Raw genomic sequence first — 24971 nt, 5'->3', positions numbered from 1 at the left:
ATGAATTCATCGCAACGACTCAAAATTGCATTGCCCAAATGTGCCGAATTGGACGCGATCTGCGCTCATTTTCGCAGCTGTGGGTTTGACCTTCCCTCGCCGATCGGGAAGGGCCTGCACCGGGTGGATAACCCGCTGAGCGAAGAGAATGACTACGACTTCGAGGTGTTCTGCATCGACCCGGCCGACGTCGGCACCTATGTCGAGCACGGCATCGCACATATTGGCGTGATGAGCACCGACCTGATTCGGGAGAACGGCGTGCAGGTTTGGCGCCCGTTCCCCTTCGGGTTCGGCCGCTACCCGCTGGTGCTGGCGGCGCCGCAGGGCGAGACCATCGGGTCGCTCTCGGCGCGCCCGATGATTCGCATCGCTACGCCGCTGCCCAACGTGACCCGTGAGATCTTCGCCTCGCGCGGCATGGCGGTCAACGTCGTGCCCGTCGCCGACAGCGTCACCGCCTGCCTGCTCGGGCTGGCCGACGCCTATGTCGACCGCCTCATTCACCCCGAGGTGATGGTGCGCCACGGGTTCCGCGTGGTCGAAGCCCTGGGAAACGCCTCCCTAAAGCTCATCGTGAACCGCGCCTGCGGCTCGCGCCGACGCAAGACGATTCGCCAGCTCATCGAAGCCCTGGAGGCCAATCGTCCGCCGGCGCCGGCGCCCATTGAGATTCCCTTTGATGACGATGACCTCGATTATTTTAATCGTGGCTCGGAGTTCGACCTGGCCAATTAAGTCGGTCTGAGGTTAACGCGCAGCAAAAAAGCGACCCCTCCGGTTTTCGGAGGGGTCGCTTTTTTGCTGCGCCCAAGAATCAACCGAGGCGAGGGTGCCGGGTCAGCGGAGCGTGTCGCGATGGACCTGCAGCCAACTGGCTTCATCGGCGGCGCCGCGAGCCGATTCGATCGCGATTATATGGTCGATGAGTTCGCCCAGGGTGTCCGGCGTTGCGGGCGAGGTCGCCAGGGCGCCGCGGATATAGCCCTCGGCCAGGTCAAGGTCGTTCTGGCGAAAATGCAACCAGCCGATCGTGTCCAAAAAACTGGTGCTTCGGGACGGGCTGGCGGCGATGGCGCGCTGAACCAGGTCAAAACCTTTCGCGATCTTGGCGGGGTCCTTGGCCTCGTCGGTGGCGTAGCCGTAGGCGAGGTTATTCATATAGGTGATGGTTCGGTCGCTCAGCGGGTCCGCGGCGAGTTGGCGGGTGATGCCGGCCTCGTAGAGTTGGTGGGCGCGCTCGGTTTGGCCCGCCGCGCTATAGACGTTGGAGGCCATCGTGATCAGGGTTTCACCGAGGTTTCCGGTGCCACCGGCGATCTGCGGATGATTTTTCTCCAGGAACGCGACGCCTTGTTCAGCGCGGTCTGCCTCGATAAAGGCCATCAGCGCCAATTGGACCCCGGAGTAGTTCAGGGTGATCATGGGGCTATTCATCAGCTCCATGAGGTAGGGGGTTGCGAACTCTTCGTGGCCGGCTTTTAGCGCGTGATAGGCGGCGTTGTAGAGGCCGTAATAACGGTCAACGCCGGTCCCCAGGGACTTGGCGAGGTCGGCTCGGGCGCCGTCGAGCTCGCCTGCCTCGATGCGGGCGGCGGCGCGCACGAAGTAGGGGGGCAAGAATGTGGGTTCGGCGTCAATGGCCTGCTGGGCATAGTCGCGCGCGTCTTCGGTATAGTCGGCTTGGAGCAGCAAGGAGGCGACCTCGTAGCCCGCCCGCGCGGGCTCGGGGCGCAGCTTAATATAGTTGGCGAATGACGCCTTGGATGCCGCGATGTCGCCGATCTGGCGCAGGGCAATGCCGATAAATTGGTGGCTCTGGGTGCTGAGTGCTCGTCCCTTCAATAAGGGCGCCACAACACGCGCGGATTCGACAAAAAGGTGCTGCTCGTCGAGGCGCTCGAGCAGCAACTCGACCGCGTATGGGTCGAAGTTGACGGCCTCGATAAAGTCGCGGATTCCCGCGCGTCCGGCCTCCATATTGGCCGCGCGGAAGTCGGACAGGATGTTGAAGAACCGAGTCTCTATGGTTGCCGGAGCGCTGCGGCGCACCGGCTCAAAGACGGCACGGCTCAGCGCTGGTTTTTGCTGGTAGTGGTAGTCGGTGACGGCTCTCTTCAGGGTCCGGGTGGCGTCGCTATCGACGCGCACCAGCCGTGCGGTGATGCTGGCCACGGCGTCGAGGTCGCCGGCGGCTTGAGCCAGGGCGAGGGCGCGCTGCAGGTGCGGTGCGGTGGGCTGCTCCCGGGCAATCTCGAGCGCCAGGCGCAGGGCGCGAGCATCTTGGCCGAGCGCGTTGAGGCGGCTGATGACCTGCTTGGTCGCCTCAAGCTTATTGCCCGAGGTGTCGATGACCAATTTGACCGTCTCATCGATGCGCTCGACCTGGCCGGCGGCGAGGACATTGCCCAGCAGGAAGTCGCCGAGTTGCTTTTGGCTGTCGGCGGTTGCGTTCGCGAAGGCCTGCTTGGCCACGGCGTCGGCGGCCTCAAAATGCCCGTTAATCATCAGTACGCGCGCGCGGTATAGCGCGCTCGTGGCGTCTTCTGACGGGGCGTCGGCGCCCTCGTCGAGTAGGCGGCTGAGGGCTTCTTTGTCGGCCGGGGCGGTCGTGTATAGCTGCAAAGAGAATTCGCGCAGCCGGTGGTCCTTGAGGGTGTCCTCGGGGAGGCGCGCGGTCGCGCGAGCGAGCGTGGCGCGGGCCTCGGCGACATAGCCGGCTTCGGCCAGCGCGCGGAGCACCCCGATCAGGGTGGTGATATCGGCGTCGTGATTCGCGTTAAAGGCCAGGCGAGGGGCGGGGGCTTCGGCCTCATTTGGCGCAGGGATGATCGCATAGACCAGGTCGAACGCCTGCTCGATCTGCCCGGCATGAATGAGCGACTTCGCGAGGATGGGCATGGCGACGGCCTCGTATTTACGGTCCGTCGTCAGCGCCCGAAGCAGGCGAATGAATGCCTCGCCCTGGCCCACACGATCGAGGTGTCCGCCGATTCGTTGCAGCGTGTGCGGGACATCCTCGTCGGGGGTGTTGGCAAGGAGCCTGCGGTAGTGCTTAAACGCGCGATCCTCCAGGCCGAGGCCGCCATAGGCGTCGGCGAGGAGCGATGCGCCCTGGGGGAATCCGCTGGCCTCAGCGGCCTTAAGGTAGGGGATCGCCCGGGCATATTGCCCCTGGCGCAGCATCGCATAGCCCAGGCCAGCGTTGGCGTTGGCGCTCTCGTCCTGGCGCTCAAGCAGCGGCTTCAAGGCGCTCTCAAGGCGCTCAAAGCCGCCCATGGCCGTGACCTTGGTGGTGTCGCCCAATAAGAGTTGGCTGGCGATATAATAGTTGCTCTGGCCGATGGCTTCCTCGATCCATTGGAGCGCCTGGGCGCCAAAGCCATTGTCAGTGAGCAATTTCACCCGCTGGCGCAGCGGCAACCCGGACTTCTTGAGGGCATCCACGGTGCGCTGGGCCAGGGCGGGCGCTTGCGTCGCCAATTGGTAGCGGGTGAGCAAGAACGTGAACTCGTCTTTTCGCCCGTGGGTGCCACGCTCGAGCGCGCCGCGCGCGATCTCGGCGCTCAGGTCAAATCGCCCGATCTCCGCCAGCGTCGTGGCGGCGTCGAACTCGAACTCTTCGCGCTGGCCATCGGCGGCGTGGGCGCGCGCGGAGTTGAGCCTTTCCCGGCCGCGCTCAACTTCTCCCTGGCGAAAGAGAAAGAGCGCGTAATTCATATGCGCGGACGCGCTCTCGGGCGCGGCCTTTAGCGCGCTGTTAAACGCCTCTTCGGCGCGCTCGGGGCGCGCGCTGGCGGCATAGAATTGCGCCACAGCGACCCAGGCATCTCCCGGGTATGCGTCGCTCTCGGCGTCTTCTTTGAAGGCGTTGTAGGCTTTGTCGAACTCGCCGGCGCGGAACCAATTCTCGGCTAATTCTCGGCCGAGCACGTTGCCCTGGTAGGAGCGAATCCGCTCGATCTGCGCGGCCGCTTGCGCGTACATGCCGGCGTTTTTGAGGATATTCAGGATCTCCTGGCGGGCTTCGGTCGGGTTTTGGGATCGCTTAAGGTAGCGCTGCGCGAGCGCCGGGATTTGCTCGGCTCGCCGGGTGACCAGGTAGGTCTCGGCCAGGCGGCGAAACGCATAGGTATGCAGGTGCTTGGCCAGGCTCTCGCTTTCAAAGAGTTGGTCGAAATAGGGCTCGGCCTCCTGGTAGAGCTGCGCGCCGACCAGGGCGTCGGCGACCTTGCGGGCGTCGGTGAGTGAGTCCGGTCGCTGGGACGCGTAGCGTTTTAGCAGGCGGATGCCTTCTTCGGAGCGGCCGACTTTAAGGAGCACCTCGCCGTAATTAAGCCATAGGGCGGCGTTGTCGGGTTGGCCGTCTAAGAGCAATTTATAGGTGTCGGCCGCGGTCGCCCACTGCTCTTTTCGCGTCATCGTGGTCGCGAAGTCGAGCAGTACGGTGCGCGAGGGCGAGGCCTTGTCGAGGTAAAGGCGATAATAGTGCTGGGCGCGCCGAATGGCGTCGGGCGCCGGCCCCTGGCTTGCCCCATCGCGTCGGTAGCGTCCGCGGTTTGCAATCTCCAGGTGTGTGTCACCCGCGAGCTTGTAGAGGATTGGGTCCGGATTCTCGGCATCCAACAGTTTGGTATAGACGCTGAGGACCCAGGCGGGGTCGCTATTTCGGGCCAGGCGTTGGGCGGCGTCGCTCAGGCGGGCGCGCGGGTTTGCGCCGGCGCTCAGATACGCGGCCCATGTGGCTGTCGCGTCGTCTTCGCGCCCCTGCTGCAGGTAGAGCTCGCTGAGGCGCCAATGATCCTCTATGGAGTCTCGGTCCTTGTTGCGGGCAATCAGCGTCTCGAGCACCGCGATTTCGTCGCTGGTCAGGTTCGCCATCTGATAATAGGACTGCGCGTTTCGAAGCGCATAGTCGGGGTCCTCGGCCGAGTCGATATGCCCCTGGAGCGCCTCGCGCATGTCGATATAGCGGCGCTGTTGGCGAAAGAGCGTCGCCAGGCGAAGCCAGGCGTCGACATCGCCGGCCGCCGCGCCTTTTCGGAAATAGGGGATGGCCTGATTCTCGTTGGACCGGCTCAGAAATCGGCTGCCGATAAGCGTATAGTCTTCGGCGCGCTTCCCGTTGGCCGCGATCCAGCGGTCATAATAGGGCTCGATGCTCTCCGGTTTGCCCCAATCCGCGTAGAGGGCGGCGAGCTCATCGAGGGTGTTGATATCTTTGGGGTCGAGCTTCTGGGCGCGCTTCAGGACATCTTCGGCTTCCTTAAAGAGCCGGGCGTCGGTGTAGATACGCGCGGCCATGACCAGCTCGGAGGCGGTGCGGTCTTTGGGCTTTAGATAGTTGGTGACGGCGACTTTCAGGCGGTCGGTGCGCCCCTGGGCGGTATAGATCCGCGCCAACTCCAGCCAGGTACGGCTGTCGATATCACCGCGCTCCTCGAGCGCGCGCTCCATAAAGTGTTGGGCGAGGTCGTAATTCCGGCGCGCGTGCGCCCAGCGGGCGACCAATACCTGGGCGTCGAAGGGCTCCTCGGAGCCGTCGACGAACTCGTTGAGCACCCGCTCGACGTCGGCGCGCATGGCGCGGCGGGTGTAGAGGCCGGCGAGCTGCTCGGTGAGCTGCCAATTCGACGGGGCCATCGCCTGGCCGCGCTCCAATAACTCGAGGGCGTATTTGGGGCGCTGGTAGCGCGAGGCCACGCTGGAGGCGTTAAAATAGATCTCGATATTGACCTGATTGTCGTTAAGCGCCTCCATATCGCTTAAATATTGCTCGACATAGCGCTTGGCTTCGGCGTCATCATTTCGCTCGAAGCCGGCCGCGGCCAGGCGCAACGAAAGGAGCGCGCGCTCGTGGCTCGGCGCCCCCTGAAGCGCGCCAAAGGCTTGCTCCATATAGTGCTGCACGAGCTCGGGCGAGGTCGCGGTCTGTGAGATCGTGATCGTGCGATAGGTGGGGTCACCGTCGGGCGCGCCCTGGATATAGCGGTCGTAATAGGTGCGGGCTTCGTCGGTGCGGCCGAGTTTTTCGTGGAGCTGGGCCAGCTGTTCGACATAGGCTTCGTGGTCAGGATGCGCCTCGAGGAGGGTCTCGTATTCTTCGATGCTCTGCTCGAATTTCCCCATGCGCGACCATTGGGCGGCGAGCTGCTCGCGGTTCTGGCGCAGCAGGGCCGGGGTGGCCTCGGCGTGCTCGGGGGCGACCTCGGCCAGGGCGAGGCGGAAGTGCAGGGCGCGCGCGTAATTTTGAATCGAGCTCGCCATGCGCAGCGCGGACTCCAGGGCGCGCAGATAGTCGACGTCGTTGACGCTGTCGGGGCGCGCTGCGCGCGCGCTCTTCCAGCTGTCGGCGGCGTCCATCGCGCGCCCTAATTCCCATTGGATTTTGCCCAGGATTCGCCCGGACTCCGCCGGCAGTTTCCCCGAGCGAAACGCTACCTCTGCATAGGCCTCTGCGTCGCGATAATTCTTCTGGGCGACCAGCGTTCGGGCCAGCAGCAGGTTGAGCTCAGGATCTTCGGGGTCCTCATCGAGCCCGCGTTTGGCGTGCTGCTCCGCGACCTGAAATTGGCCGCTTTTGAACTCCGAGAGCCCGCTCTCATAGGGAGTCTGGCAGCCGCTTAAACCCGCCAATAGAATGATGCTCAGCGCCAGAATGGGGAGGCGGTGAGCGCGCGGAGCCGGTCGCGACGCGACTTTCGATTCGACAGATCGTGGGGGCAAATCGGAGTTCTCGAACATCCCAAACAAACCTATATTTAGTCAGATAAATAGCATTTCGAACGCTCTGGTGGTCGTGGCACGACCCCCTATGCGTCGAGTTACTCTATCGTTGTAGTATGGTTGACCGCAAATGCAACGGGCGAGCCGGCAATGGTGGGTCGACGATTCAGTCGATGATGATGCTGAGTTCGCCATTTCGCTCCAAATACGCGTAGCGAATCTTGGAGATATCTGGGTCCAAACCCTGCAGGCGCATCGCTTCCTCAAGGTCGCCCGGGCCGATGCGCTTGGCCTGCAACTCCTCGGTGATCTCTTCGCCGTCACAGATGAGTTGTGAGCCGCGGCCCTTCAGATAGTTCGAGATGCTGGGGTAGCGCCATGCCATATAGGCCAGGGTGTTGTGGAGTACGACAACCAGGACGGTCGTGATGAGCGTAGGAAAGAAGGGCGCGTTCCCGGTGATTGCGCGACTGATATTTGACCCGATGATGATGGACACCATGATGTCGAGCGCGGTGTTTTTGCCGAAGATTCGCTTGCCGGTGCCTCGAATTAGAACCATGGCGAGGACGAAGCAAATCAAGCCCCGTGATGACATTTGCCACCAGTTCAGGGCGTCGAGATCGTGTCCGATCAGCGTGGTGAACCAATCCATGGGATATATCTCGCGAGGTCGTGGGTTTGTGTCCAAGGGCTGTGTGGTTAAATATTGAACCGCCCCCCAAGAAGGCACGGGGTCTGGCGGCGCGAATTGACTCGTCAATCCTTGCGAGGCCCGTGGCGTCGTGTTAAATAGGCCGCGATTTTGCTGAACTTAGACAGTGATTCATAACGACTCTTTTAAGGGATTATAAAATGGCAAACGTTCAAGAAATTTTTAACGAAGTCTTCCCCGAGAAACTCGCCTCGAACGACAAGATCGCGAATATGGACTCGGTCTTTCAGTTCAATATCACCGGTGATGACGGCGGCACCTGGGCGATCGATTTCAGCAAAGACTCCGATTATGTCGTGGAGGGTGGCGTCGACAACGCAGACGTGACCATCGAGATGAAAGACAGCGACTTCGTCGACATGTGGGAAGGAACCCTGCCCGCGCCGCAGGCTTTCATGATGGGCAAAGTCAAGATCCAGGGCGATATGGGCCTGGCGATGAAATTGCAGAACTTCATCGGTTGAGTTTTTAAACGCGACGCTGCATCATCAAGTCTAAGAAAGACGCGCTTTATTGAGCGCGTCTTTTTTTATGGCGCTTGATAAGCGAAGTTGTGGCGACGCGTGGGAAAAGGAGCGTGTAGGATGAGCTTAAAGAATCAATGGTTATCGGATCTTAAAATTCTCGACCTCTCGCGCCTTTTGCCGGGGCCATTTTGCACCCTGATCCTGAGCGATATGGGCGCCGAGGTGCTCAAGATTGAGGACCCGAAGGGCGGCGATTACGCGCGCTATTTTCCGCCGATGCTCGCCGGGCAATCCGTGAGCGGGTTTTTCGCCGGGCTGAACCGCGATAAACGCTCGATGACCCTGAACCTAAAGACGCCCGAAGGCATCGAGATCATGCGCCAGCTGGCGATGGACGCCGATATTTTGGTCGAGTCCTTTCGCCCCGGGGTGATGGCGCGCCTGGGGCTCGGGCACCCGGAGCTATGCGCGCTCAATAAGCGGCTGATCTATTGCTCGATTTCGGGCTACGGCCAGGACGGTCCGATGAGCCAGCGCGCCGGGCACGACCTGAATTATATGGCCCGGTCGGGCTTGCTGCAGCAAAATGGCACCGGCGAATTACCGTCGATGCCGGGTTTTCAGGTCGCTGATATAGCCGGCGGGACGCTGTACGCCGCCATCGGCATCCTGGGCGCGCTGCACAAGCGCCACCGCACAGGGCAGGGCAGCTATTTGGATATAAGCATGACCGACGGCGCGCTGAGCCTGCATCTTCCGCTGCACGCGGCCACCGCCGCCGGCCAGCCCCCGCAGCGCGGCCAGGAGATGCTCAACGGCGGGCTTCCCTGCTATAATATCTACAAAACGCGCGACCAGGAGCACCTGGCGGTCGCCGCGCTTGAGCCTAAATTCTGGACTGCTTTCGTCCAGGTCATTGGCGCTCCTGAGCTTGTGACCGATGGCATGAATTCGGGCGCCGCGGGGCGCGAGACCTATCAAAAGGTCGCCGCGATACTCGCCCAAAAGACGCGGGCCGAGTGGGTCGAGATCTTCGCGGCGGTCGACGTCTGCGTAGAGCCCGTCCTGTCGCCGGCCGAAGCGCTGCAAGACGCGCTTTTTGACGCTCGGCAGCGGTTCTTTGAGATCACCGGGACCCCGCAGAGGCGCACGCCGCTGACTCCGCTGGAGCGCGATCATGCATCTGCGCCTGAGCTTGGCGCCCATACCGACGAGATCCTCTATGAACTGAAGTTAGGCGCTCGGATCGAGGAGTTTCGCGCCGCGGGCATCATCTAGTCGACGTCCGCAGGGTTTGGCGAAAAATTACGAAAAAGCGTCTTTTCAATCACCGCAACTTGTGGCATCGTCTCTTTTCTCGACGCTGTTCGAGATAAGTATTCCGGCGTAGCTCAGTTGGCAGAGCGGGTGACTGTTAATCACTAGGTCCGTGGTTCGAGCCCACGCGCCGGAGCTAAAAAAGCAGGCCTTCGAATTTATTCGAAGGCCTGCTTTTTTGTGTTCTGCGTGGGCTCGTTTGGGGCGATACCTCAGCCTTCACGCAGAAATTTCGACTTTCGGGGGGCTTTATAATGCAGGCCAAATTGCTCGATGGCGTTCTCGTCGAGGACGGCGAGCATCTCGTCGATATCGTCGGTGACGGTGATCAGTTGGCGGTCAGTGACCGAAATTGTGCCGACTTCGGTCATGGTGGTTTCGATATATTCGATGATGGGGTTCCAATATTCGGTGCCCATCAGGATGACCGGGAAGTTTCGGATCTTGCCGGTTTGGATGAGGGTGAGGGTCTCAAAGATCTCGTCCATCGTGCCGAAGCCGCCGGGCATAATAACGAAGGCGTAGGAGTATTTGACCAGCATGACCTTGCGCACGAAGAAATAGCGAAAATAGAGCCAGTCATCGAGGTAGGGGTTCCCCGACTGCTCAAAGGGCAGCTGGATGCCGCAGCCAAATGATCTGCCCCCGACGTCTTTGGCGCCGCGGTTGGCCGCCTCCATGATGCCGGGGCCGCCGCCGGTCATGATGGTGAATCCCTTCTTGGCGACCTCGGCCGCGGCTTGGCGGGCGAGTTCGTAATAGGGGTGATCCTCTTCGAAGCGGGCGGAGCCAAAGAACGTCACGCAGGGGCCGATGAAGTGGAGTTTTCGAAACCCCCGCAAAAACTCCCAGGAGATGCGGCCCAGGCGCAGCAATTCGAAGCTGCGAGAGTGAGGGCCCTGAAGGAAGCGGATCTCCTGCTGGGATGAGCGGACTTTCGGCTTGGGCTGTTTGGGCGGATGGTCCATGGGGAGTTCCTGAGTAGATCGCGGGTTGTTTGGGCGGGTTAGTGAAGGAGCCAGCGCACCAAGAGCACCACCGGGATCGCCCAGACGCCGGCGACCAGGTCGTCGGCGATGACGCTCAGCCCGCCGCTTCCCTGGTCGTCGATGCGCCGGGCTGGCGGCGGTTTGGTGATGTCGAAGACACGAAACGCGACCAGCCCGGCCAGCGCGGCCGGCCAGCCGAGCGCGTCGAACCATACCAGGGTCGTCCAGACGCCGATGACCTCATCGATGACGATCCTTCGGCTGTCGTGCTCCCCCAGGGCCTTCCCCGCGCGGTCAGCCCAGTAGACCGAGGCGACGGTCGCGCCGACAAAGAGTCCGACGCGCCAGGGCATCGGCCAGTGAGACATCCAGACGATGGCCGGGGTGAAGAGGGCGGCGGCGTAGGTGCCCGGGCCGCCTGGTAAATGGCCGACGCCGAAGAAGGTTGAGAAGAGCATGGAGGTCGGGGCGCGCTTCCATGCGCGCGCCGTCGCCGGCCTGGGGCCCGCGCTCGGAATATTCTTAGGGGGCGGCATCCAGCGCCTCTTCTTATAGGAGTCTTCTCTCGCCTGATCGCCGCGCGCCGCGACCACCGACTCTATTATTTTCTATGCCACAAGGATGCGCACATGGTCGGTCGGGGCAAGGCCCTCGACAATCGCCTCGGTCGAATCGGCTGTGCTCGGGGGGAAGAACGGCGACGGTTGGCTCGTTTTACCCGGCAAGAGTGTGTCTCGAATGTGAAAGATCTCTTCTAAATAGGTCGAGGAAACGATGAGTGACTCTAATGTGTCGGAAGTCCGGGTGAATTGGGATGCCTACGAGGAAGAGCTCAACGAGGGCAAGCGCAACGTGAAGTGGGGCGTGGGCATCGGGGCGGCCAGCGCGGCCTCGATGGCGCTGATCGGCGCGACCTGTCCGCTATGCTTCGTGGTGGCGCCGGCGTTTGTGGGTGTGGGGATGTGGAAGAAGCGCAAGGCCAAACAAAAGATGAGCCAGAGCGACGAAACGGTCGAATCCGAGGATTCGACCGCTTCATCATAAGCATCGATTTGCTGGGCTGATATCGGCTCAGTCGTAGAGATGATTGTATAACTTATTGAGCGCGTTGGTCTTCACATAGTTGATAAGCCACAGCTCCGAGAGGGACTCGAAGGGGTGGTTTTGGCGAGCGGCGACGATATTCTCGGCGGCGCGCCGGTCGAGGCGTGCGGCGACGTCGAGCTCTTCGAGCGAGGCGGTATTGGCGAACTCGAGGATGCGATGCGACACCGGCCAGCAGGATGCCAGCGGCAGCCCGTTTGCGTCGGTCTCCGCGGCGCAGCGCCCGTCGACATAGAGATAATCGTAGAGCTTTCGCACCCCGTGCTCCTTGAGATAGTGCATCTGCTTGAGGTCTTCGAGCGTGTGGAACGGGCTGCGTGAGCGGGTCGCCAGGATGTCGTCGACCGCGCGGGTATCCAGGCCGGCCCAGTGGTCCAGCGTGTCTTCGGAGGCGTTATTGACGAACTCCACGATATGATGGGCAACCGGGGCGCAGTCCTCGAGGACATCGCCCTCGTCGCTGAGCTCCACGTCGCAGCGCCCCATCGGGTAGCGCTCGAAGTCGGGGTAGAAGAACGCGACGCCCTGGACATCGATATCGGTCAAGACGAGCGACCAATCACCGGTGCCGCTGCACTGGGGATAATGCATGACCGAGGCGGAATCGTATTCGGTCACCGGCCGGTAATTATCGTCCTCGAAGCACCAATAGTCGTTGGCCTCCGGGCGGGTGTGCTCGTGGCGAAAGCCAAGCACATGCCCGAGCTCGTGGCGTAGGATCCCGGCCATGGTCAGGTTCTTTGCGAAGTCGTCGTCACCGTCGCCGGCCGCCGCGAATGAGGGGACGTTGACGCGCACCTGGCGGTCGGCGGCCTGGCTATCCGGGAAGAACGCGCGGGCCAAATAGCCCGCGTCCGCCGGGGAGGTGGTCACCGTAAAGAAGACCGCGGCGTTCAGGTCCATGCCGCAGTCTGCGTCTTGGGATGCGTCGTAGCGAAATTTCAGGTGCCCATGGGCTTCCCATGCTTCGGCGGCCTCGCGCATCGCGGTGATGACCAGTGCCTTGTCTTCGCCGAACGCGTCGTCAACACAATAGGAGAGGTCGAGCCGGCGCGCGCGGGTGTAGAGGGTGTCTTCCCCGCCAGACTGGTTCACCGAAAGAGCGCTCTGGCTGGCCCGGATTCGCTCGTAATAAAACGCCTGTATCCCGGCCTCGCCGCCGGCGATGGGGATATCCCCCTCGGTCACGCAGATATCGTGGTCCGGCTCACAATAGACCTGCGCGCGGAAATCTTCGTAGCTCACCGGCTCGCCGGTGTTGACCCAATGATCGCCTTTGCCGCCGGGGCCGCTCGGGTTATTGACCTCGTTTGTCGCATCCGTTGTGGGCGTATCGTCGCCGCAGGCGCTGAGAATGAAGAGGGCGGAACAACTTAGCAAAATTAGTTTTCGACGAAGCATGGCCGGACTCGTGGTCAAATATTTGGGCAATATCGCTGCAATGTGTGCACGTTTATACGAAAATCGACGCTTTTGAAAGAACGCGCGTTCTGTTGATCGGAGGGCGGAATAAAATATTCATCCTCTAGGGGATTTGCCTTTTCCAACGAGTGTTGGGATAATATCCCCTCACATGCTGTATAACCTACTTTCGCGGGGCGAATAATGAATTCGAGAACGTTTCAAAGCACGAGTTCTGCCGGGCTAAACTACGATCTTGTTCCGATGAAGTTATGGACGAAGGCCAAGCGGTTGGGGATCTGGGACCCCATGGCGATTGATTTTACCCAGGACCGAAAGGATTGGCTGGAGCTCAACGAGCTGGAGCAAACGGTCATCTTGCACCTGACCTCACAGTTCTTAGGCGGTGAAGAGTCGGTGACCCAGGAGTTGCTGCCGCTGATTGGCGCGATTCGACGGACCGGCTGCCTGGAAGAGGAGATGTATTTGACGTCGTTTCTGTGGGAGGAGGCCAAGCATGTGGAGGCGCTGCGCTATTTCTTCGACACCGTGGCGTGTACCAATGATGACCTGTCGCATTTTCACGGCGAGAATTATTGCAGGCTTTTTCATGAGGAGCTTCCGGGGGCGCTAGACGCCCTCGAGCACGACCGAAGCCCGGTCGCGCTGGCCCGGGCGTCGGTCACCTATAATATGATCGTCGAGGGGGTGCTGGCCGAGACGGGGTATCACGCGTACGCAAAGATGCTCGCGGACAACGATATTATGCCCGGCATGCAGCAGATGGCCGCCAACCTGAAGCAAGACGAGTCTCGCCACCTCGCCTTTGGTGTGTATCTCTTGTCGCGGCTTACCGCCGAGTATGGCGACGAGGTGTGGTTCGCCATCGAGGCGCGCATGAACGAGCTTCTGCCGATCGCGCTGGGGATGATCAACGAGACGCTCGGCGCCTACGAGGAGTTGCCCTTCGGGCTGGTCGAGGATGACTTCGTTGAGTTCGGAACTTCGCAATTTCAAAAACGCTATATGCGGGTGGCGAAGGCGCGCGAGCAGACGCTCGAGGAGGTCATGGGGCTGAGCGCGGTCGCTGCTGACTAACCCGGCGGCCCAGGCTTGATCGGTTTGCCCGTCGTTGCTCTCGGCGGTTTTCTTAAAACGACGGCGGAGGCTCCGCCGTCGTTTTTTGTTCCTTAAGAGGCACGAATCTCCTGCGCTGAACTCCCGCCGCACACACCGCATAACGCGCGTCCATAGGCTCCTGCTCGCGCCACTCCGCAGGGGATTCAATGGGCTCACCGGGCCCAAGGCCGGGCGCGAAAATCAAATCAGTGTTGATGTTTCACCGGCCAGACGTGATAGTGTCGCGCGCGCGGGATGCTCGTGTGTGGATGGCAAGAAGACGTGACTGGTTGCGCAGAAAAGGTTGTAGTTGTGAATAAAATAGTGGCGATCGCCAATCAAAAAGGGGGCGTGGGCAAGACCACGACGTCGGTTAATCTGGCGGCGTGCCTGGCCGATCTGGGATGCCGCGTGCTCCTGCTGGATATGGATCCGCAGGGCAACGCGACCAGTGGGTTGGGCATCGACCGCAGCCTTATCGTGCGCGCGACCTATGATCTTCTGATGGGCGATGCGCGCGTCGAAGAACTCGTCGTCGCCACCAATATTCCGAACCTGAGCATCATCCCAAGCACCACTGACCTGGCGGGCGCCGAGATTGAATTGGTCTCCCACGCGACCCGTGAATACCGGCTGCGCGATGAGTTTCGCCAGACCGAGGCCGAGTTCGACTTTATTCTCATCGATTGCCCGCCGAGCCTGGGGCTGTTGACGCTCAACGCGCTGGCGGCCGCCGACACGGTCCTGGTGCCGATTCAGGCCGAGTATTACGCGCTTGAGGGCGTCGGGATGCTGAGCCAGTCGGTGGAGTTGGTGCAGGAATATCTGAACCCGCGCCTGACCTGGGAAGGCGTTCTTTTGACCATGTATGACGGGCGTACTAATCTGGCGGAGCAGGTCGCCGACGAGGTTCATCGCCATTTCGGGGACCTGGTCTATCGCACCAAGATCCCGCGCAATGTGCGCCTGAGTGAAGCGCCTTCGTACGGCGAGCCGATTATCCGCTACGCGAGCGCCTCGCGCGGCGCCAAGACCTATCGGCGCCTCGCCGATGAGTTTTTGGCCCGCAATAATTTTACGCCATCTGTAGAGAAAACGTCGGAAGACGCGGATGCTGCGGATTCCACCCTCGAAGATCCCTCTGACCCCCGAGCTTCGGCCCCATGAGTGATTCCACAGACAATTCATCGAATCCATCGCCCAGTCAGCGACGGCGCGCCCTGGGGCGCGGGCTGGGTGCGCTGATTCCGCGCCAGCAGACCACGAATAGTCCGCGCGAATACCAATATTTGGCCCTCGATCAGATTCATCCGGCCGAGGTCCAGCCGCGGCGCGATTTTGATGACGTCGCGCTGCAGGAGCTCGCGGCGAGTATCGCCGAGAGCGGGTTGATCCAGCCGCTGGTGGTGCGCGAGGCCGAAGGCGGCGGATACGAGCTGATCGCCGGCGAGCGTCGCTGGCGCGCGGCGAAGCTCGCCGGGCAGCTTGAGGTCCCCGCGGTCGTCAAAGACGTCACCGATTCGGAGGCCTTCGCGCTCGCCCTGGTCGAGAACGTGCAGCGCCAGGACCTCAACCCGATGGAGGAGGCGTCGGCCTTTGCCCGCCTGCTCGAAGAATACGAGTTTACCCAGGCCGAGATTGCCCAGCAGGTCGGCAAATCGCGCTCGTCGGTGGCCAACGCGGTGCGCCTGTTGACGCTGCCGCAGTGGGTGTGTGACCAGGTCGCCAACGGGGCGTTGTCGCCGGGACACGCGCGCACGCTCGTTGGGCTGGACCCTGAGATCGCGCGGCGCATCGCCACGCGCATCATCAAGCTCAACCTCACCGTGCGCCAGGCCGAGGAGCTGGCCAAGTCCATGAAGGGCGAGACGGCAGATGAGGCGGAGACGAAGCCCAAGAAGTCGCCGTTTCGCGAGGACTCCCAGACGCGCCACATCACCAATCAGCTCCAGCACGCCCTGGGCACCAAAGTGAAATTGCGTGACAAAAACGGCAAGGGCAGGGTCGAGATTTTTTACGACGATTATGAGGTCTTGCAGACGCTGTTGGATCGCCTGGGTATCGAATGATTGATTTTTTAAAAGGGCCGTAAATGGTTGAAAAACCAGCCAAATACCTGCGTCGCAAATTGGGCGCGTTGCGTTCTAAGCGCGGCGATCCTGCCCAGCCGGGCAACAGCCCCGGAGAGTTGCATCACACCCCGGAAGCGCCGCCGCCGACACTCAAGCTTATCGCGTACAACTTGACGGAGCACGTCGAGCAAGAGCTCGACGATGTCGAGCAAGTCCTCGAGTATCTGGGGAAATTTAGCGTCGTGTGGCTCGATGTTCGCGGGGTGGAAGACGCCAATTTATTGAAGCGAATCGGTGAGATCTTTAGCTTCGGGGCGTTGTCATTGGAGGACGTTCAGGAAATCCAACACCGCGCGAAGGTCGATTTCTTCGAGAATTGCGTTCAATTACAATTGAAGATGCCGCGTTGGACCGACCAACTCAGCGCCGACCAGATCAGTCTGTTCGTCGGGCGAGGCTTCGTGGTGACCTTCCAGACCGACGACGCGGCGGCCGATTATTTCGAGCCGATCCGCAGTCGGGTGCGCCGGGGGCGCCCATTGATGCGAAGTCATGGGGCGGATTATCTGGGCTACGCGATTATTGACCGTGTCGTGGACGCGGGCTTTCCGGTGGTCGAAGAGTTCGAGAAGATTTACTACGAAATAGAGGTGGAGGTGATCGAGCCGTCCAACTCTAATTTGTTGATGCGCATTCACGCCATGAATTGCCAATTGTGGGAGATGAAGCGGTTGATCGCGCCGCATCGCGATATTTTGGAGGCGCTGCGCCGCCGTCCCGAGTCGCTCTTCACCGAGGCAGTGCAGCCCTACCTGAAGGACTGCTTGGATCACGCGATTCAGATCAGTGAGTCGGTCGAAAGCTATCACTCGCTGGGGAACCAACTGATCGATTTTAGCCTTTCTTTGGCAAGCCAGCGCCAGAACGAGATTACGAAAGTCCTGACGATCATCGCGACCATCTTCATTCCGTTGACGTTTATTGCGGGGGTCTATGGGATGAACTTCAACCCGAGCTCGTCGCCCTGGAATATGCCGGAGCTCGACTGGCCCTACGCGTATCCCGCGACGCTGTTGGCGATGGCGCTGATCGCGGTCGGGTTGGTGGTCTATTTTTGGCGCAAGGGTTGGATCGGCACCAATAGCTGATCGCGGGCGATTCTCTGCCTGAGTTTAAACGCTCAAACCGGGCGCACGCCGCTCTTTCGCCAGGGGCGCTCGACCTTTTTATTCGCCGACAATTTGAGGGCGCTCACGATATAATCGCGGGTCTCGCGCGGGTCGATGACTTCGTCGATCAACGCGCGCCCGGCGACCTTATAGATGTCGATATGCGGCTCGATCATGGCGATCATTTGCTTCTTCTGGGCGTCCACCACGGTCTGATCCAGCGTGGCGTCGCGGCCCATGCTGCGCGCAAAGATCTCGACCATCCCCGCCGGTCCCATCACGCTGATTTCGGCGGTCGGCCAGGCGACGATTAAGTCGGGCTCATAGGCTCGCCCGCACATCACATAATAGCCGGCGCCGTAGGCCTTGCGGACAATGACCGTGATCTTGGGGACCGTCGCGCGCGAGACCTCGTAGAGCATCTTCGCGCCGTGGCGGATGATGCCGGCCTTTTCGACCCGACTGCCCACCATAAATCCGGGGACGTCCTGGAAAAAGATGAGCGGGATATTAAAGGAGTCGCATAAATTGACGAAGCGCGCGGCCTTGTCGGCCGAGTCATTGTCGAGCGCGCCGCCCATCGCGCCGCCCGGGTTGCTGGCGACGATGCCCACGGATTTGCCGTCGATGCGCGCAAACGCAGTCACGATTTGACGGGCGAATTGGGGCTTCATCTCAAAGAGTTCGCCGTCGTCCACGATATAGCCTAAGAGCTTCTTCATATCGTAGCCGCGGCGACTGCTCTCGGGCAGCACGTCTAGGAGATTCTCGCGGGTGGCGCCGCCTGGCGCGCGTTCAGGGGAGGGTTGGTGCGGTATTTCTTGAGGCTTTGCTTCACAGTTTTGCGGGAGATAGCTCAAGTATTGCTTGATGGAGTCCAGACATGCCTCGTCGCTCTCAAAGCTCTGATCGGCGACCCCCGAGAATTTATTGTGGATCTTTGCGCCGCCTAAGTCCTGCTCTTCGACGTCTTCTCCAACCGCTGCTTTGACCAACGGCGGGCCGCCGAGCGCCATAAAGCTCGTGCCGTCGACCATCGGCACATAGTCGGCGAGCCCCGGGATATAGGCGGTACCCGCGGCGCCGGGGCCGAGCATCGCGGCGACCTGGGGGACGACCCCGGACATCGCGACCTGCTCGCGAAAAAGGTAGCCCGACCCGCTAAAGAGGGTGATCTGCTCGAAGTCGATGCCCGAGCCGCCGTGCACCCGCGCGCCGGCCGAGTCGATCAACCAGATCATCGGCACGCGATTTTTGAGCGCGAACTCCCGACACCGCGTGACTTTTCGCTCGTTGATATCGCCAATCGACCCGCCAAGCACCGTAAAATCATAAGCCGCGCAGACCGCGATGCGCCCGTTTATCTCACCCCATCCGCTGACCATGCCGTCGCCCGGGGTGCGGATATTATCGGCCGCCACGGGCGTGCCATTCGAGTGGAAGAACGCATGTTGGCCGAACTCGACGAAGGTGCCGGGGTCAAAGAGATAGTCGATGCGCTGGCGCACATCCAACTTCCCCTTGGCGTGCTGGCGCGCGACGCGGCGCTCTCCGCCCATTTGCAGGGCGTCTTCGCGCCGGGCGTGCAACTCTTCGACGAGCGCGCGCATTTTTTGATTTGTGCGCGCCGCTTTGGGCTTCTTTTTTGATGACGACTTTGGCTTTGCGGTCTTTTTTGAATCGCTCATCGGGATCTCTCGCGGGGGGCAAGTAGAGGGTTGGCGCGGATATCGTATTTGTGTGGACACAAGGTATCGCGCAAATACGAAGGCGGCAACCACAGCGGGCGCATCCGCGCGCCGCTCCCGGGCACGGCGGCCTAGAGCCGAAAATGGTACGAGAGATTCACCCCGACGGTTGAATAGATCGGGAAGTCAGCCGGGGCGTCCAGGGCGGAGTGAAGCTCGACCAGCGCGCCGAATGAGTAGTCGCGGTTGACGCGCCAATCCAGGCCGACGCTTAGCTTTGCGCCGATGCGCGAGGCGGTGGTCGCCGACGGTGGGCGCGGGCCGAGGGGGAAATTCTCGATGGCCAGGCCGACGTAGGGGACATATTTGAAGATGTCGACGTTATAGCGAAAGCCGGCGAAGAGCCCGAGCACCTGCATGCCGGGGATGTCCTCGGGCGGGTCGTCGTCGCTCGTCGTGGCGAGGTGATAGCTGGTCTCGACCCCGCCCACGATGCTCCAGAAGTCGGTGATGCCGGCCGCGAACCCAAATTGGGCGCCCGCGCCCCATTGCCCGCCGGGCTTGGAGTCGTTTGAATTGGCGAGCATCAGCCCGCCCCAGGTCTGGGCGTAGCCCTCGGAGGCCTGGGCGGGGGCGGGGCGCAGCAGCATTGCCAGCCCCATGGCGGCGAGCAGCACGAGTGCTCGAAGGATGGCGGGGCGGCGGTGTTTGAGTGGGTGCAGGCGGTGGTGTTTGATCATTTTATTGTGGCTCAAGCTGGCTCAAGAGGGAGGCGTCGGGTGTCTACGCTGCCGTGGCTCCATTTTGTCTGCCTAAGATAGGCAGATAAAGCAAAGTGTTTAGGTTAGCGCTACGCCGAGATCAACAGGGGCCTGGTTGTCTGCCTGGTTGCGTGCCGGGCGCGCCTTTTAACCCGCCATATCTTCGTGTTGGTTGACACTACCTTGTGGCATTCATATAGTCCGCGCTTTACTGGTTCGGCCGAATTTTGGTCGTTGCGGATTCGATCTTAGCCTCAAGAATTAGAGCGCATAAATAAACAGGAGATAGCAGATGGCCATCAAGATTCGCAAACGCCAGCAAGAAGGCGACGCGCCGGAGCTCGACGAGAGTGGCGTTCCTACATCGATTGATTTTGATTCGGTAGACCCCGAGTCGGGCGTGCCCCCGATCGACGCCGACCCGATTTTGGGTGCGACGATGCAGGGTGTGTCTTGGATTGAGCGAAATCTCAATCTGGTCATCGGCGGTGTTGCGCTTGTTATCGTGGCATCGCTTGGTGGATGGGCCTACTCGGCTTATTCGACCAGCCAGGAAGTCGCGGCGTCGCAGACGCTGAGCCCGGCGATTTGGGACTACGAGGTCTTCACCAAAGACTCCGAGACCTATAAGCAGATTCAAGAGAGCGATATCGTTCCGATGCCCGAGAAGGTCTTCGCCGATGACGCCGAGCGTTGGCAGGCCATCTACGACGGCGCCGCCAAGGCGCTGGCCGAGAACAGCACCGGTCCGGTCGCCCAGAGCGCGCGCCTGACCCAGGCCGCCGCCGCGATGCACCTGGACAAGGCTGACGAGGCCGTCAAGCTCTATAGCGCTTACCTTGCGGGCAAGACCCTGAAGTCGGCGGTTCCCTTCGCCTATATGGGATTGGCCAACGCCTACGCCACGACCGGTGACGTTGATAAGGCGCTGGAGACCTTCGACAAGCTCGGCGAGCAGGGTGAGACCCATATGGCCATGGCGACCTACCAGAAGGCTCAACTGCTGGACGCCAGCGGTAAAGCCAAAGAGGCCAAAGAATTGTATCATGAGATTCTTGAGAGCAACCCGGAGACGCCCCATCGCGATGCGATCGAGCGGCGCCTGGCGTTTCTTTAATCGGCCGATTTCATAACGCCATGATTTTTAAGTGCCACGGCATTTAGATCTCATGGCGGTTTGAGTTCGTGATTCGCTGTATTTTTGTTTCTGCTAAACCGGCTCACTGATGCCAAATAAATTGCGTGTTTTGTTGTCGCAAGCGCGACGCCACAATCTCCGGGCGTTGAGCCTCGCCGCCGTCATCCTGGCCGGCGTCGCCATGACGGGGTGTGCGTCGAACCAAGCATCGCAGCCGCTGGGAAGCGCCAGTGGAGTCGAGCCCTTTGCGGTTCAGCCGCACTTTTCGGTGAAGTGGCGCCGAGGGATCGACGCGCCGCCCCATTGGAGCGTTAAGCCGCGTGAATTCTCGACGCCGCTCTATCGCAGTGAGACCGACGAAGTCTATGTGGGGAGCGACGCGGGCAGTCTGTTTAAGATGCGCGGCGGCAACGGCGAGGTCTTGTGGACCGCGTCGTTGGATGGCGCGGTGCATGGCAGTGTGGTTTACGGCGGCGGCCGGGTCTATGTCGGCACATTGGGCGGTAAATTCTACGCCCTCAATGAGGCCACCGGCGAAGTTGAGTGGGAGCTTGAACTCGACGGGTCCATCGAGAGCACCGCGGTCTACGCCGAGGAGCGCGTCTTCTTCACGACGAGCAAGGACATCCTGACCGCAGCCGATGCGGCGACCGGCAAACAATTGTGGACCTATGGTCGCAGCACCCCCGAGTATTTCACCATCAAGGGCTCCGGGGACCCGGTGGTTGAAGACGGCGTTGTCTATTGCGGCTTTGGCGACGGCGTGCTCGCCGCGCTTCAGCTCGATAGCGGTGATATGATTTGGGAGAGCGATTTAAGCGGCGGCAAGACCGAGTTTGTTGACGTCGACGGCCACGTCACGGTGTCGGGGTCCCGTGTATACGCGGCGTCTTATGACGGCGGCGTCTATGCGATCGACAAGTCCGACGGCACCCATATTTGGAAGCGTCCGATGTCGGGCGTCGCCGACCTGGTTTATGGCGAGCGAACGCTCTATGTAGCGACCGCCAGCGGGCGTGTCACCGCGCTCGAGGCCGAGGACGGGTCACCGGCCTGGTCCTATAAATTTGAAGATGAGGCGCCGGTCGCGATCACCGCGACCCAACTCTACCTTTTCATCTCGACCGCCCAGGGCCCGCTGTATACCCTCGACCGATTGACCGGCTTCCCCTTTATGACCTGGAATCCATCGAACGGCTTTAATACGCCGATGGTCCTGAGCAAAAATGGCGGCTTCGCCTATTCGAATCGTGGCTTCCTCTACCACCTCGACATCGCGTTCTAAAGGCCGCAGCGGTCAGCCCGATGGGCTGGAAGCAGCGCGCAGAAAAAAGATCACAAAACCCAAGAAGCCGGGCGCTCTTTTGAGCCCGGCTTCTTGGGTTTTTTGATTGGCAGCGGCGTCGTTAGCGCCGCTTATAATAAATGGTGTGAATCGGGATGCCGCCGCGAATTACGTGGCGCTCGCGCGTGCTGCGCGGGAAATGCTCGAGCGGGTAGTCGAAGACGTCCAGGGGCTCAAACTCGGGGTGGGCAGCCAGGGTTTCGCGCATGTCGTCGGCGAAGGTGCCGACGTCGGTGCGAATCCAGATATTGCCGCCGGAGGGCATCTTCTGGGCGATCAGGTCGAGGAACTCCGGTTGGATGACGCGGCGCTTGCGGTGTTTCATCTTCCACCAGGGGTCGGGGAAGAGCAAAAAGAGCTCGCGCAGCTGGCCGTCGTCGATCAGGATCGGCAGCAGGTTATTGGCGTCGGCGGCCAGCACATCGGCGTTCTCGACGCCGTCGCGCTTCAGGCGCGAGCGCGCGTTTTTGGCGAGGGCCGTCCACTCCGCGCCCAGGAAGTATCGGTCAGGGAATTGCTGGGCGACCTCGCTGAGGAAGCGCCCACGGTTGGTGCCGATCTCCAGGCTCACCAGGTCCGGCAGGGTCTTTGAGCGACCGAATGCGCGGATGCGCTCGAGTTCTTCGGCTTGAAATTTTTCTGTAATGTCGTCGAAACGAAAATCTAAATTGGCCACGTGTTGCGTTCCCGATTCTTTGAGTTTTCGAAGCCCGTGAGGGCTATTTGTGAAGGAGTCGTTTTATAATTGAAGGGCGCCTGAGGGGCTCGGTGGTTTTTGGCCATCTCAGCGCGACGCGGTGCATTCGGTCAAATGTCGAGCACCATGCCCTGGCGGGCCATCTGGGTCTCGGCGAAGCGTGCTTTTCCCCGCGCTTCCAACTGGTCCAGCGTATCATCATCATTGGCTGGGTCATGATGGAAGAGCAGCAATTTACCTACACCGGCGGCGTTGGCAAGGTCGGTCGCGATCTGAATGGTCGAGTGCCCGAACCCCTGGGTCGCCGCTCGGCCCGCGGTGTAGCGCTCCTCGGAGTACATCGCGTCGTGGATCAATACGTCCGCGCCGCGGGCAAATTCAATCAGACGTCGGTCCCCGTGTACAAACCCCTCGGTGTCGGTCGCGTAGACCAGGGTTTTGCCGCCCGAGACGATTTTATAGATATTCACCCCAGACTTCGGATGATTGTATCCGCGCAGGCATTCGACGCGTGTTTCGACGCTCGCCGCCGGCGGCATGGCAGCCTGATGGCGAGGATGGCCGGCCCGAAGTTGAATGGGCGCGCGCTGATCGCGCAGGAAAAAGACCGTGTCCGCCTCGCATATATCCGAGAAGTGAAACTCCGCCCCCATCTCATAGCGTGGCACCGGGAAGAAGGGCGGGGCCATAAAATTGTCGATCGTCGCCTCGAATGAGGGAAATCGCATATTTCGCGGCCCCATCATCCAGATCGTCGCGTCTTCGAAATAATTCGGGGCGAAATAGGGCAGCCCGGTGATATGGTCGAGGTGAACATGCGACAGAAAAAAGTACGCATGGACCGGCTGACCGTCGCGAAGGCGGCGTTTCACCAGGTGGCGGCCGAGCAGGGCGAGGCCGCTGCCCGCATCCAGGATGATCTCGCGGCCCGCGACGGTGACCCGCACGCAAGAGGTCGCGCCGCCGTAGCGCGTATAGCGCTCGCCGGAGACCGGGGTGCTCCCTCGGCAGCCGTAAATTTCGAGTCTAAATTCAGATGACATCGGATTTATATGTTTTTTTAGAAACGAACGCATCGATGCTTTCGAGCATGGAACCGCGCGTCGAGCCTATCATAAATCCTGGCATAGGTGTGCTTTAATTTCGCGGACGTGGCTGGTTTTAGGGGTTGGCGAATCGATTCTTGGCAGGCTGGTCTCGCGCGCTGGCGCCGTTAGGGTATAAGAGGAGTTGAAGCGCGGGCGCAGCGACGCCACTTCGATTTTCGCAACGCTAAGGTCGTAACTGTTATGGACGAGTGGATTAGCCAACTTCCCCCTCAGAGCGTCTGGATCGGCATTGGTCTGCTGGTCGCGCTTAGCTGTGGTGCGCTGCTGGCGGGACGACTTCGCCTCGGTCGGCTGGACATCCTGAGCCTCATGGCGGCCTGCATCGTAGGCGGTGGCGTCGGAAGCCGGGTCACATGGGTTCTGCTCGATCCCGAGGTCACCTGGGGTCTGGTCTCAAGTAATGCTTTGAGTGTTCTGCACCCACTCAAAGGTGGACATAGTTCATTCGGGGCGATATTGGGTGGTGGCCTTGTGCTCCTTCTATGGTGGTTTCTGAGCCATCGGGGCGCGTTCGAGCGAGCATCTGCAAGTAGGGCTTTAGGTTTTGGTTGGTTAGACGCGGGCCTGCATACGCTGGATATCGTCGTGGTGGCTGGGCTTTCGGGCCTGGGTTTTGCGCGCCTGGGTTGCCTGGCCAATGGCTGTGATTTTGGGTCCGTCACCGATGCGCCCTGGGCGCTGCGCTACTCGCCGGGCACCGAGGCTTTTGGGCACCATCTGGCGACGCGCCAAATTGGATGGGGGGCCGATTGGTCGCTCGCGGTTCATCCCTATGCGCTGTATTTGGCGGTGGGGATCTTCGTGATCGTCGGGGTCGCGGGCGTTCAAATGTGGTCGCGCGGGCTGCGCCCTGGGCGCGTCGCCGGGTGGAGTTGTTTGAGCTATATGCTCTGGAGGTTCTGCGTTGAGTGGACCCGTGACCCGGTCACAGTCGTCGACATATGGGGCGCCTTTAATATTCACCACTTCATGGCGATTTGCGCGGCGATCGTTTTTGGGGTCTTATTGTGGCTTGAAACACGCGCGCGCTCCATTGATCGACACCGCGCCGGTGGTGATTAAGCTTCTTGCGACTCAAAGAGGCGCCACGGGTTCGTGGAGCGGCGGCGATGGGCCGAAATTACGATTCCCATTTGATCTTTCGTCGCCGACGC

The 24971-nt window shown here is 61.0% G+C and carries 20 protein-coding genes and 1 tRNA gene; 12 read left to right on the top strand and 9 right to left on the bottom strand.

Features of this window, described 5'->3' with window-relative positions:
• Positions 1–738, top strand: coding sequence for an ATP phosphoribosyltransferase (hisG, locus tag DN745_RS08585; protein WP_111333867.1), 738 nt, complete (start codon positions 1–3; stop codon positions 736–738).
• 102 nt (positions 739–840) lie between these two features.
• Here hisG and DN745_RS08580 read toward each other — a convergent pair whose 3' ends face one another.
• Both DN745_RS08580 and DN745_RS08575 read right to left on the bottom strand, forming a co-directional pair.
• Positions 841–6726, bottom strand: a complete 5886-nt coding sequence (locus tag DN745_RS08580) for a tetratricopeptide repeat protein (RefSeq protein ID WP_162687552.1) — start codon at positions 6724–6726, stop codon at positions 841–843.
• A gap of 166 nt (positions 6727–6892) precedes the next feature.
• A complete protein-coding gene (locus DN745_RS08575) occupies positions 6893–7381 on the bottom strand; it encodes a DUF421 domain-containing protein (RefSeq protein ID WP_111333863.1) in 489 nt (162 codons plus the stop codon).
• A gap of 200 nt (positions 7382–7581) precedes the next feature.
• Here DN745_RS08575 and DN745_RS08570 point away from each other — a divergent pair, with 200 nt between their 5' ends.
• The 3 genes from DN745_RS08570 to DN745_RS08560 all read left to right on the top strand — a co-directional run bounded on the left by DN745_RS08570 (position 7582) and on the right by DN745_RS08560 (position 9361).
• Positions 7582–7905, top strand: coding sequence for an SCP2 sterol-binding domain-containing protein (locus DN745_RS08570; protein ID WP_111333861.1), 324 nt, complete (start codon positions 7582–7584; stop codon positions 7903–7905).
• 120 nt (positions 7906–8025) lie between these two features.
• Entirely contained in the window at positions 8026–9186 is a 1161-nt protein-coding gene (locus tag DN745_RS08565) for a CaiB/BaiF CoA transferase family protein (RefSeq protein WP_111333859.1), read from the top strand.
• 102 nt (positions 9187–9288) lie between these two features.
• Positions 9289–9361, top strand: a tRNA-Asn gene (locus DN745_RS08560).
• Positions 9362–9437: 76 nt separating this feature from the next.
• On the opposite strand, the gene DN745_RS08555 is transcribed toward DN745_RS08560, so the two are convergent.
• Positions 9438–10193 (bottom strand): LOG family protein, encoded by a 756-nt coding sequence (locus DN745_RS08555; protein WP_111333857.1) that lies wholly within the window; start codon positions 10191–10193, stop codon positions 9438–9440.
• 38 nt (positions 10194–10231) lie between these two features.
• Entirely contained in the window at positions 10232–10750 is a 519-nt protein-coding gene (locus tag DN745_RS08550; protein ID WP_133621995.1) for a phosphatidylglycerophosphatase A family protein, read from the bottom strand.
• A gap of 238 nt (positions 10751–10988) precedes the next feature.
• On the opposite strand from DN745_RS08550, the gene DN745_RS08545 reads away from it, so the two are divergent.
• A complete protein-coding gene (locus tag DN745_RS08545) occupies positions 10989–11258 on the top strand; it encodes a hypothetical protein (RefSeq protein ID WP_133621994.1) in 270 nt (89 codons plus the stop codon).
• A 27-nt stretch (positions 11259–11285) separates the two neighbouring features.
• Here DN745_RS08545 and DN745_RS08540 read toward each other — a convergent pair whose 3' ends face one another.
• Positions 11286–12719 carry a helix-hairpin-helix domain-containing protein gene (locus DN745_RS08540; RefSeq protein WP_111333851.1) on the bottom strand — a complete coding sequence of 478 codons (1434 nt, stop codon included), beginning with the start codon at positions 12717–12719 and terminating at the stop codon, positions 11286–11288.
• Between the two features lie 204 nt (positions 12720–12923).
• Here DN745_RS08540 and DN745_RS08535 point away from each other — a divergent pair, with 204 nt between their 5' ends.
• From DN745_RS08535 to corA, 4 genes are all read left to right on the top strand, one after another.
• Positions 12924–13817, top strand: coding sequence for a R2-like ligand-binding oxidase (locus tag DN745_RS08535; RefSeq protein ID WP_111333849.1), 894 nt, complete (start codon positions 12924–12926; stop codon positions 13815–13817).
• Positions 13818–14150: 333 nt separating this feature from the next.
• Positions 14151–15005 carry a ParA family protein gene (locus tag DN745_RS08530; protein WP_111333847.1) on the top strand — a complete coding sequence of 285 codons (855 nt, stop codon included), beginning with the start codon at positions 14151–14153 and terminating at the stop codon, positions 15003–15005.
• Positions 15002–15907, top strand: a complete 906-nt coding sequence (locus DN745_RS08525) for a ParB/RepB/Spo0J family partition protein (protein ID WP_111333845.1) — start codon at positions 15002–15004, stop codon at positions 15905–15907. The genes DN745_RS08530 and DN745_RS08525 overlap by 4 nt, the downstream gene beginning before the upstream one ends.
• A gap of 23 nt (positions 15908–15930) precedes the next feature.
• Positions 15931–17058 (top strand): magnesium/cobalt transporter CorA, encoded by a 1128-nt coding sequence (gene corA, locus DN745_RS08520; protein ID WP_111333843.1) that lies wholly within the window; start codon positions 15931–15933, stop codon positions 17056–17058.
• Between the two features lie 32 nt (positions 17059–17090).
• Here corA and DN745_RS08515 read toward each other — a convergent pair whose 3' ends face one another.
• Both DN745_RS08515 and DN745_RS08510 read right to left on the bottom strand, forming a co-directional pair.
• On the bottom strand, positions 17091–18767 hold the full coding sequence (locus DN745_RS08515; RefSeq protein WP_204355121.1) for an acyl-CoA carboxylase subunit beta: 1677 nt from the start codon (positions 18765–18767) through the stop codon (positions 17091–17093).
• A gap of 131 nt (positions 18768–18898) precedes the next feature.
• On the bottom strand, positions 18899–19522 hold the full coding sequence (locus DN745_RS08510) for an outer membrane beta-barrel protein (protein ID WP_133621993.1): 624 nt from the start codon (positions 19520–19522) through the stop codon (positions 18899–18901).
• A gap of 298 nt (positions 19523–19820) precedes the next feature.
• On the opposite strand from DN745_RS08510, the gene DN745_RS08505 reads away from it, so the two are divergent.
• Together DN745_RS08505 and DN745_RS08500 are read left to right on the top strand one after the other, a co-directional pair.
• Positions 19821–20645, top strand: coding sequence for a YfgM family protein (locus tag DN745_RS08505; RefSeq protein WP_111333839.1), 825 nt, complete (start codon positions 19821–19823; stop codon positions 20643–20645).
• A 109-nt stretch (positions 20646–20754) separates the two neighbouring features.
• Positions 20755–21951 carry an outer membrane protein assembly factor BamB family protein gene (locus tag DN745_RS08500; protein ID WP_111333837.1) on the top strand — a complete coding sequence of 399 codons (1197 nt, stop codon included), beginning with the start codon at positions 20755–20757 and terminating at the stop codon, positions 21949–21951.
• A 121-nt stretch (positions 21952–22072) separates the two neighbouring features.
• Here the strand turns inward: DN745_RS08500 and trmB are convergent, their stop codons facing one another.
• Together trmB and DN745_RS08490 are read right to left on the bottom strand one after the other, a co-directional pair.
• Positions 22073–22687: a tRNA (guanosine(46)-N7)-methyltransferase TrmB gene (gene trmB, locus DN745_RS08495; protein WP_111333835.1), complete on the bottom strand. Its 615-nt coding sequence runs from the start codon at positions 22685–22687 to the stop codon at positions 22073–22075.
• 131 nt (positions 22688–22818) lie between these two features.
• Positions 22819–23751: an MBL fold metallo-hydrolase gene (locus DN745_RS08490; RefSeq protein ID WP_162687551.1), complete on the bottom strand. Its 933-nt coding sequence runs from the start codon at positions 23749–23751 to the stop codon at positions 22819–22821.
• 246 nt (positions 23752–23997) lie between these two features.
• Here DN745_RS08490 and DN745_RS08485 point away from each other — a divergent pair, with 246 nt between their 5' ends.
• Positions 23998–24879 (top strand): prolipoprotein diacylglyceryl transferase family protein, encoded by an 882-nt coding sequence (locus DN745_RS08485; protein WP_111333831.1) that lies wholly within the window; start codon positions 23998–24000, stop codon positions 24877–24879.
• Positions 24880–24971: the final 92 nt, after the last annotated feature.

The organism is Bradymonas sediminis (assembly GCF_003258315.1).
Classification (GTDB): Bacteria; Myxococcota_A; Bradymonadia; order Bradymonadales; family Bradymonadaceae; genus Bradymonas; species Bradymonas sediminis.
This window is presented reverse-complemented; position numbering and strand designations above follow the sequence as displayed.

Excerpts from the sequence above, each read along its gene's own strand:
- DN745_RS08555 (WP_111333857.1), bottom strand. The coding sequence starts at position 10,193 with ATGGACCATCCGCCCAAACAGCCCAAGCCGAAAGTCCGCTCATCCCAG.
- DN745_RS08540 (WP_111333851.1), bottom strand. The coding sequence starts at position 12,719 with ATGCTTCGTCGAAAACTAATTTTGCTAAGTTGTTCCGCCCTCTTCATT.
- DN745_RS08570 (WP_111333861.1), top strand. The coding sequence starts at position 7,582 with ATGGCAAACGTTCAAGAAATTTTTAACGAAGTCTTCCCCGAGAAACTC.
- DN745_RS08515 (WP_204355121.1), bottom strand. The coding sequence starts at position 18,767 with ATGAGCGATTCAAAAAAGACCGCAAAGCCAAAGTCGTCATCAAAAAAG.
- DN745_RS08490 (WP_162687551.1), bottom strand. The coding sequence starts at position 23,751 with ATGTCATCTGAATTTAGACTCGAAATTTACGGCTGCCGAGGGAGCACC.
- DN745_RS08535 (WP_111333849.1), top strand. The coding sequence starts at position 12,924 with ATGAATTCGAGAACGTTTCAAAGCACGAGTTCTGCCGGGCTAAACTAC.
- DN745_RS08565 (WP_111333859.1), top strand. The coding sequence starts at position 8,026 with ATGAGCTTAAAGAATCAATGGTTATCGGATCTTAAAATTCTCGACCTC.
- DN745_RS08575 (WP_111333863.1), bottom strand. The coding sequence starts at position 7,381 with ATGGATTGGTTCACCACGCTGATCGGACACGATCTCGACGCCCTGAAC.
- DN745_RS08525 (WP_111333845.1), top strand. The coding sequence starts at position 15,002 with ATGAGTGATTCCACAGACAATTCATCGAATCCATCGCCCAGTCAGCGA.
- DN745_RS08550 (WP_133621995.1), bottom strand. The coding sequence starts at position 10,750 with ATGCCGCCCCCTAAGAATATTCCGAGCGCGGGCCCCAGGCCGGCGACG.
- DN745_RS08505 (WP_111333839.1), top strand. The coding sequence starts at position 19,821 with ATGGCCATCAAGATTCGCAAACGCCAGCAAGAAGGCGACGCGCCGGAG.
- DN745_RS08500 (WP_111333837.1), top strand. The coding sequence starts at position 20,755 with ATGCCAAATAAATTGCGTGTTTTGTTGTCGCAAGCGCGACGCCACAAT.
- DN745_RS08485 (WP_111333831.1), top strand. The coding sequence starts at position 23,998 with ATGGACGAGTGGATTAGCCAACTTCCCCCTCAGAGCGTCTGGATCGGC.
- hisG (WP_111333867.1), top strand. The coding sequence starts at position 1 with ATGAATTCATCGCAACGACTCAAAATTGCATTGCCCAAATGTGCCGAA.
- corA (WP_111333843.1), top strand. The coding sequence starts at position 15,931 with ATGGTTGAAAAACCAGCCAAATACCTGCGTCGCAAATTGGGCGCGTTG.
- DN745_RS08545 (WP_133621994.1), top strand. The coding sequence starts at position 10,989 with ATGAGTGACTCTAATGTGTCGGAAGTCCGGGTGAATTGGGATGCCTAC.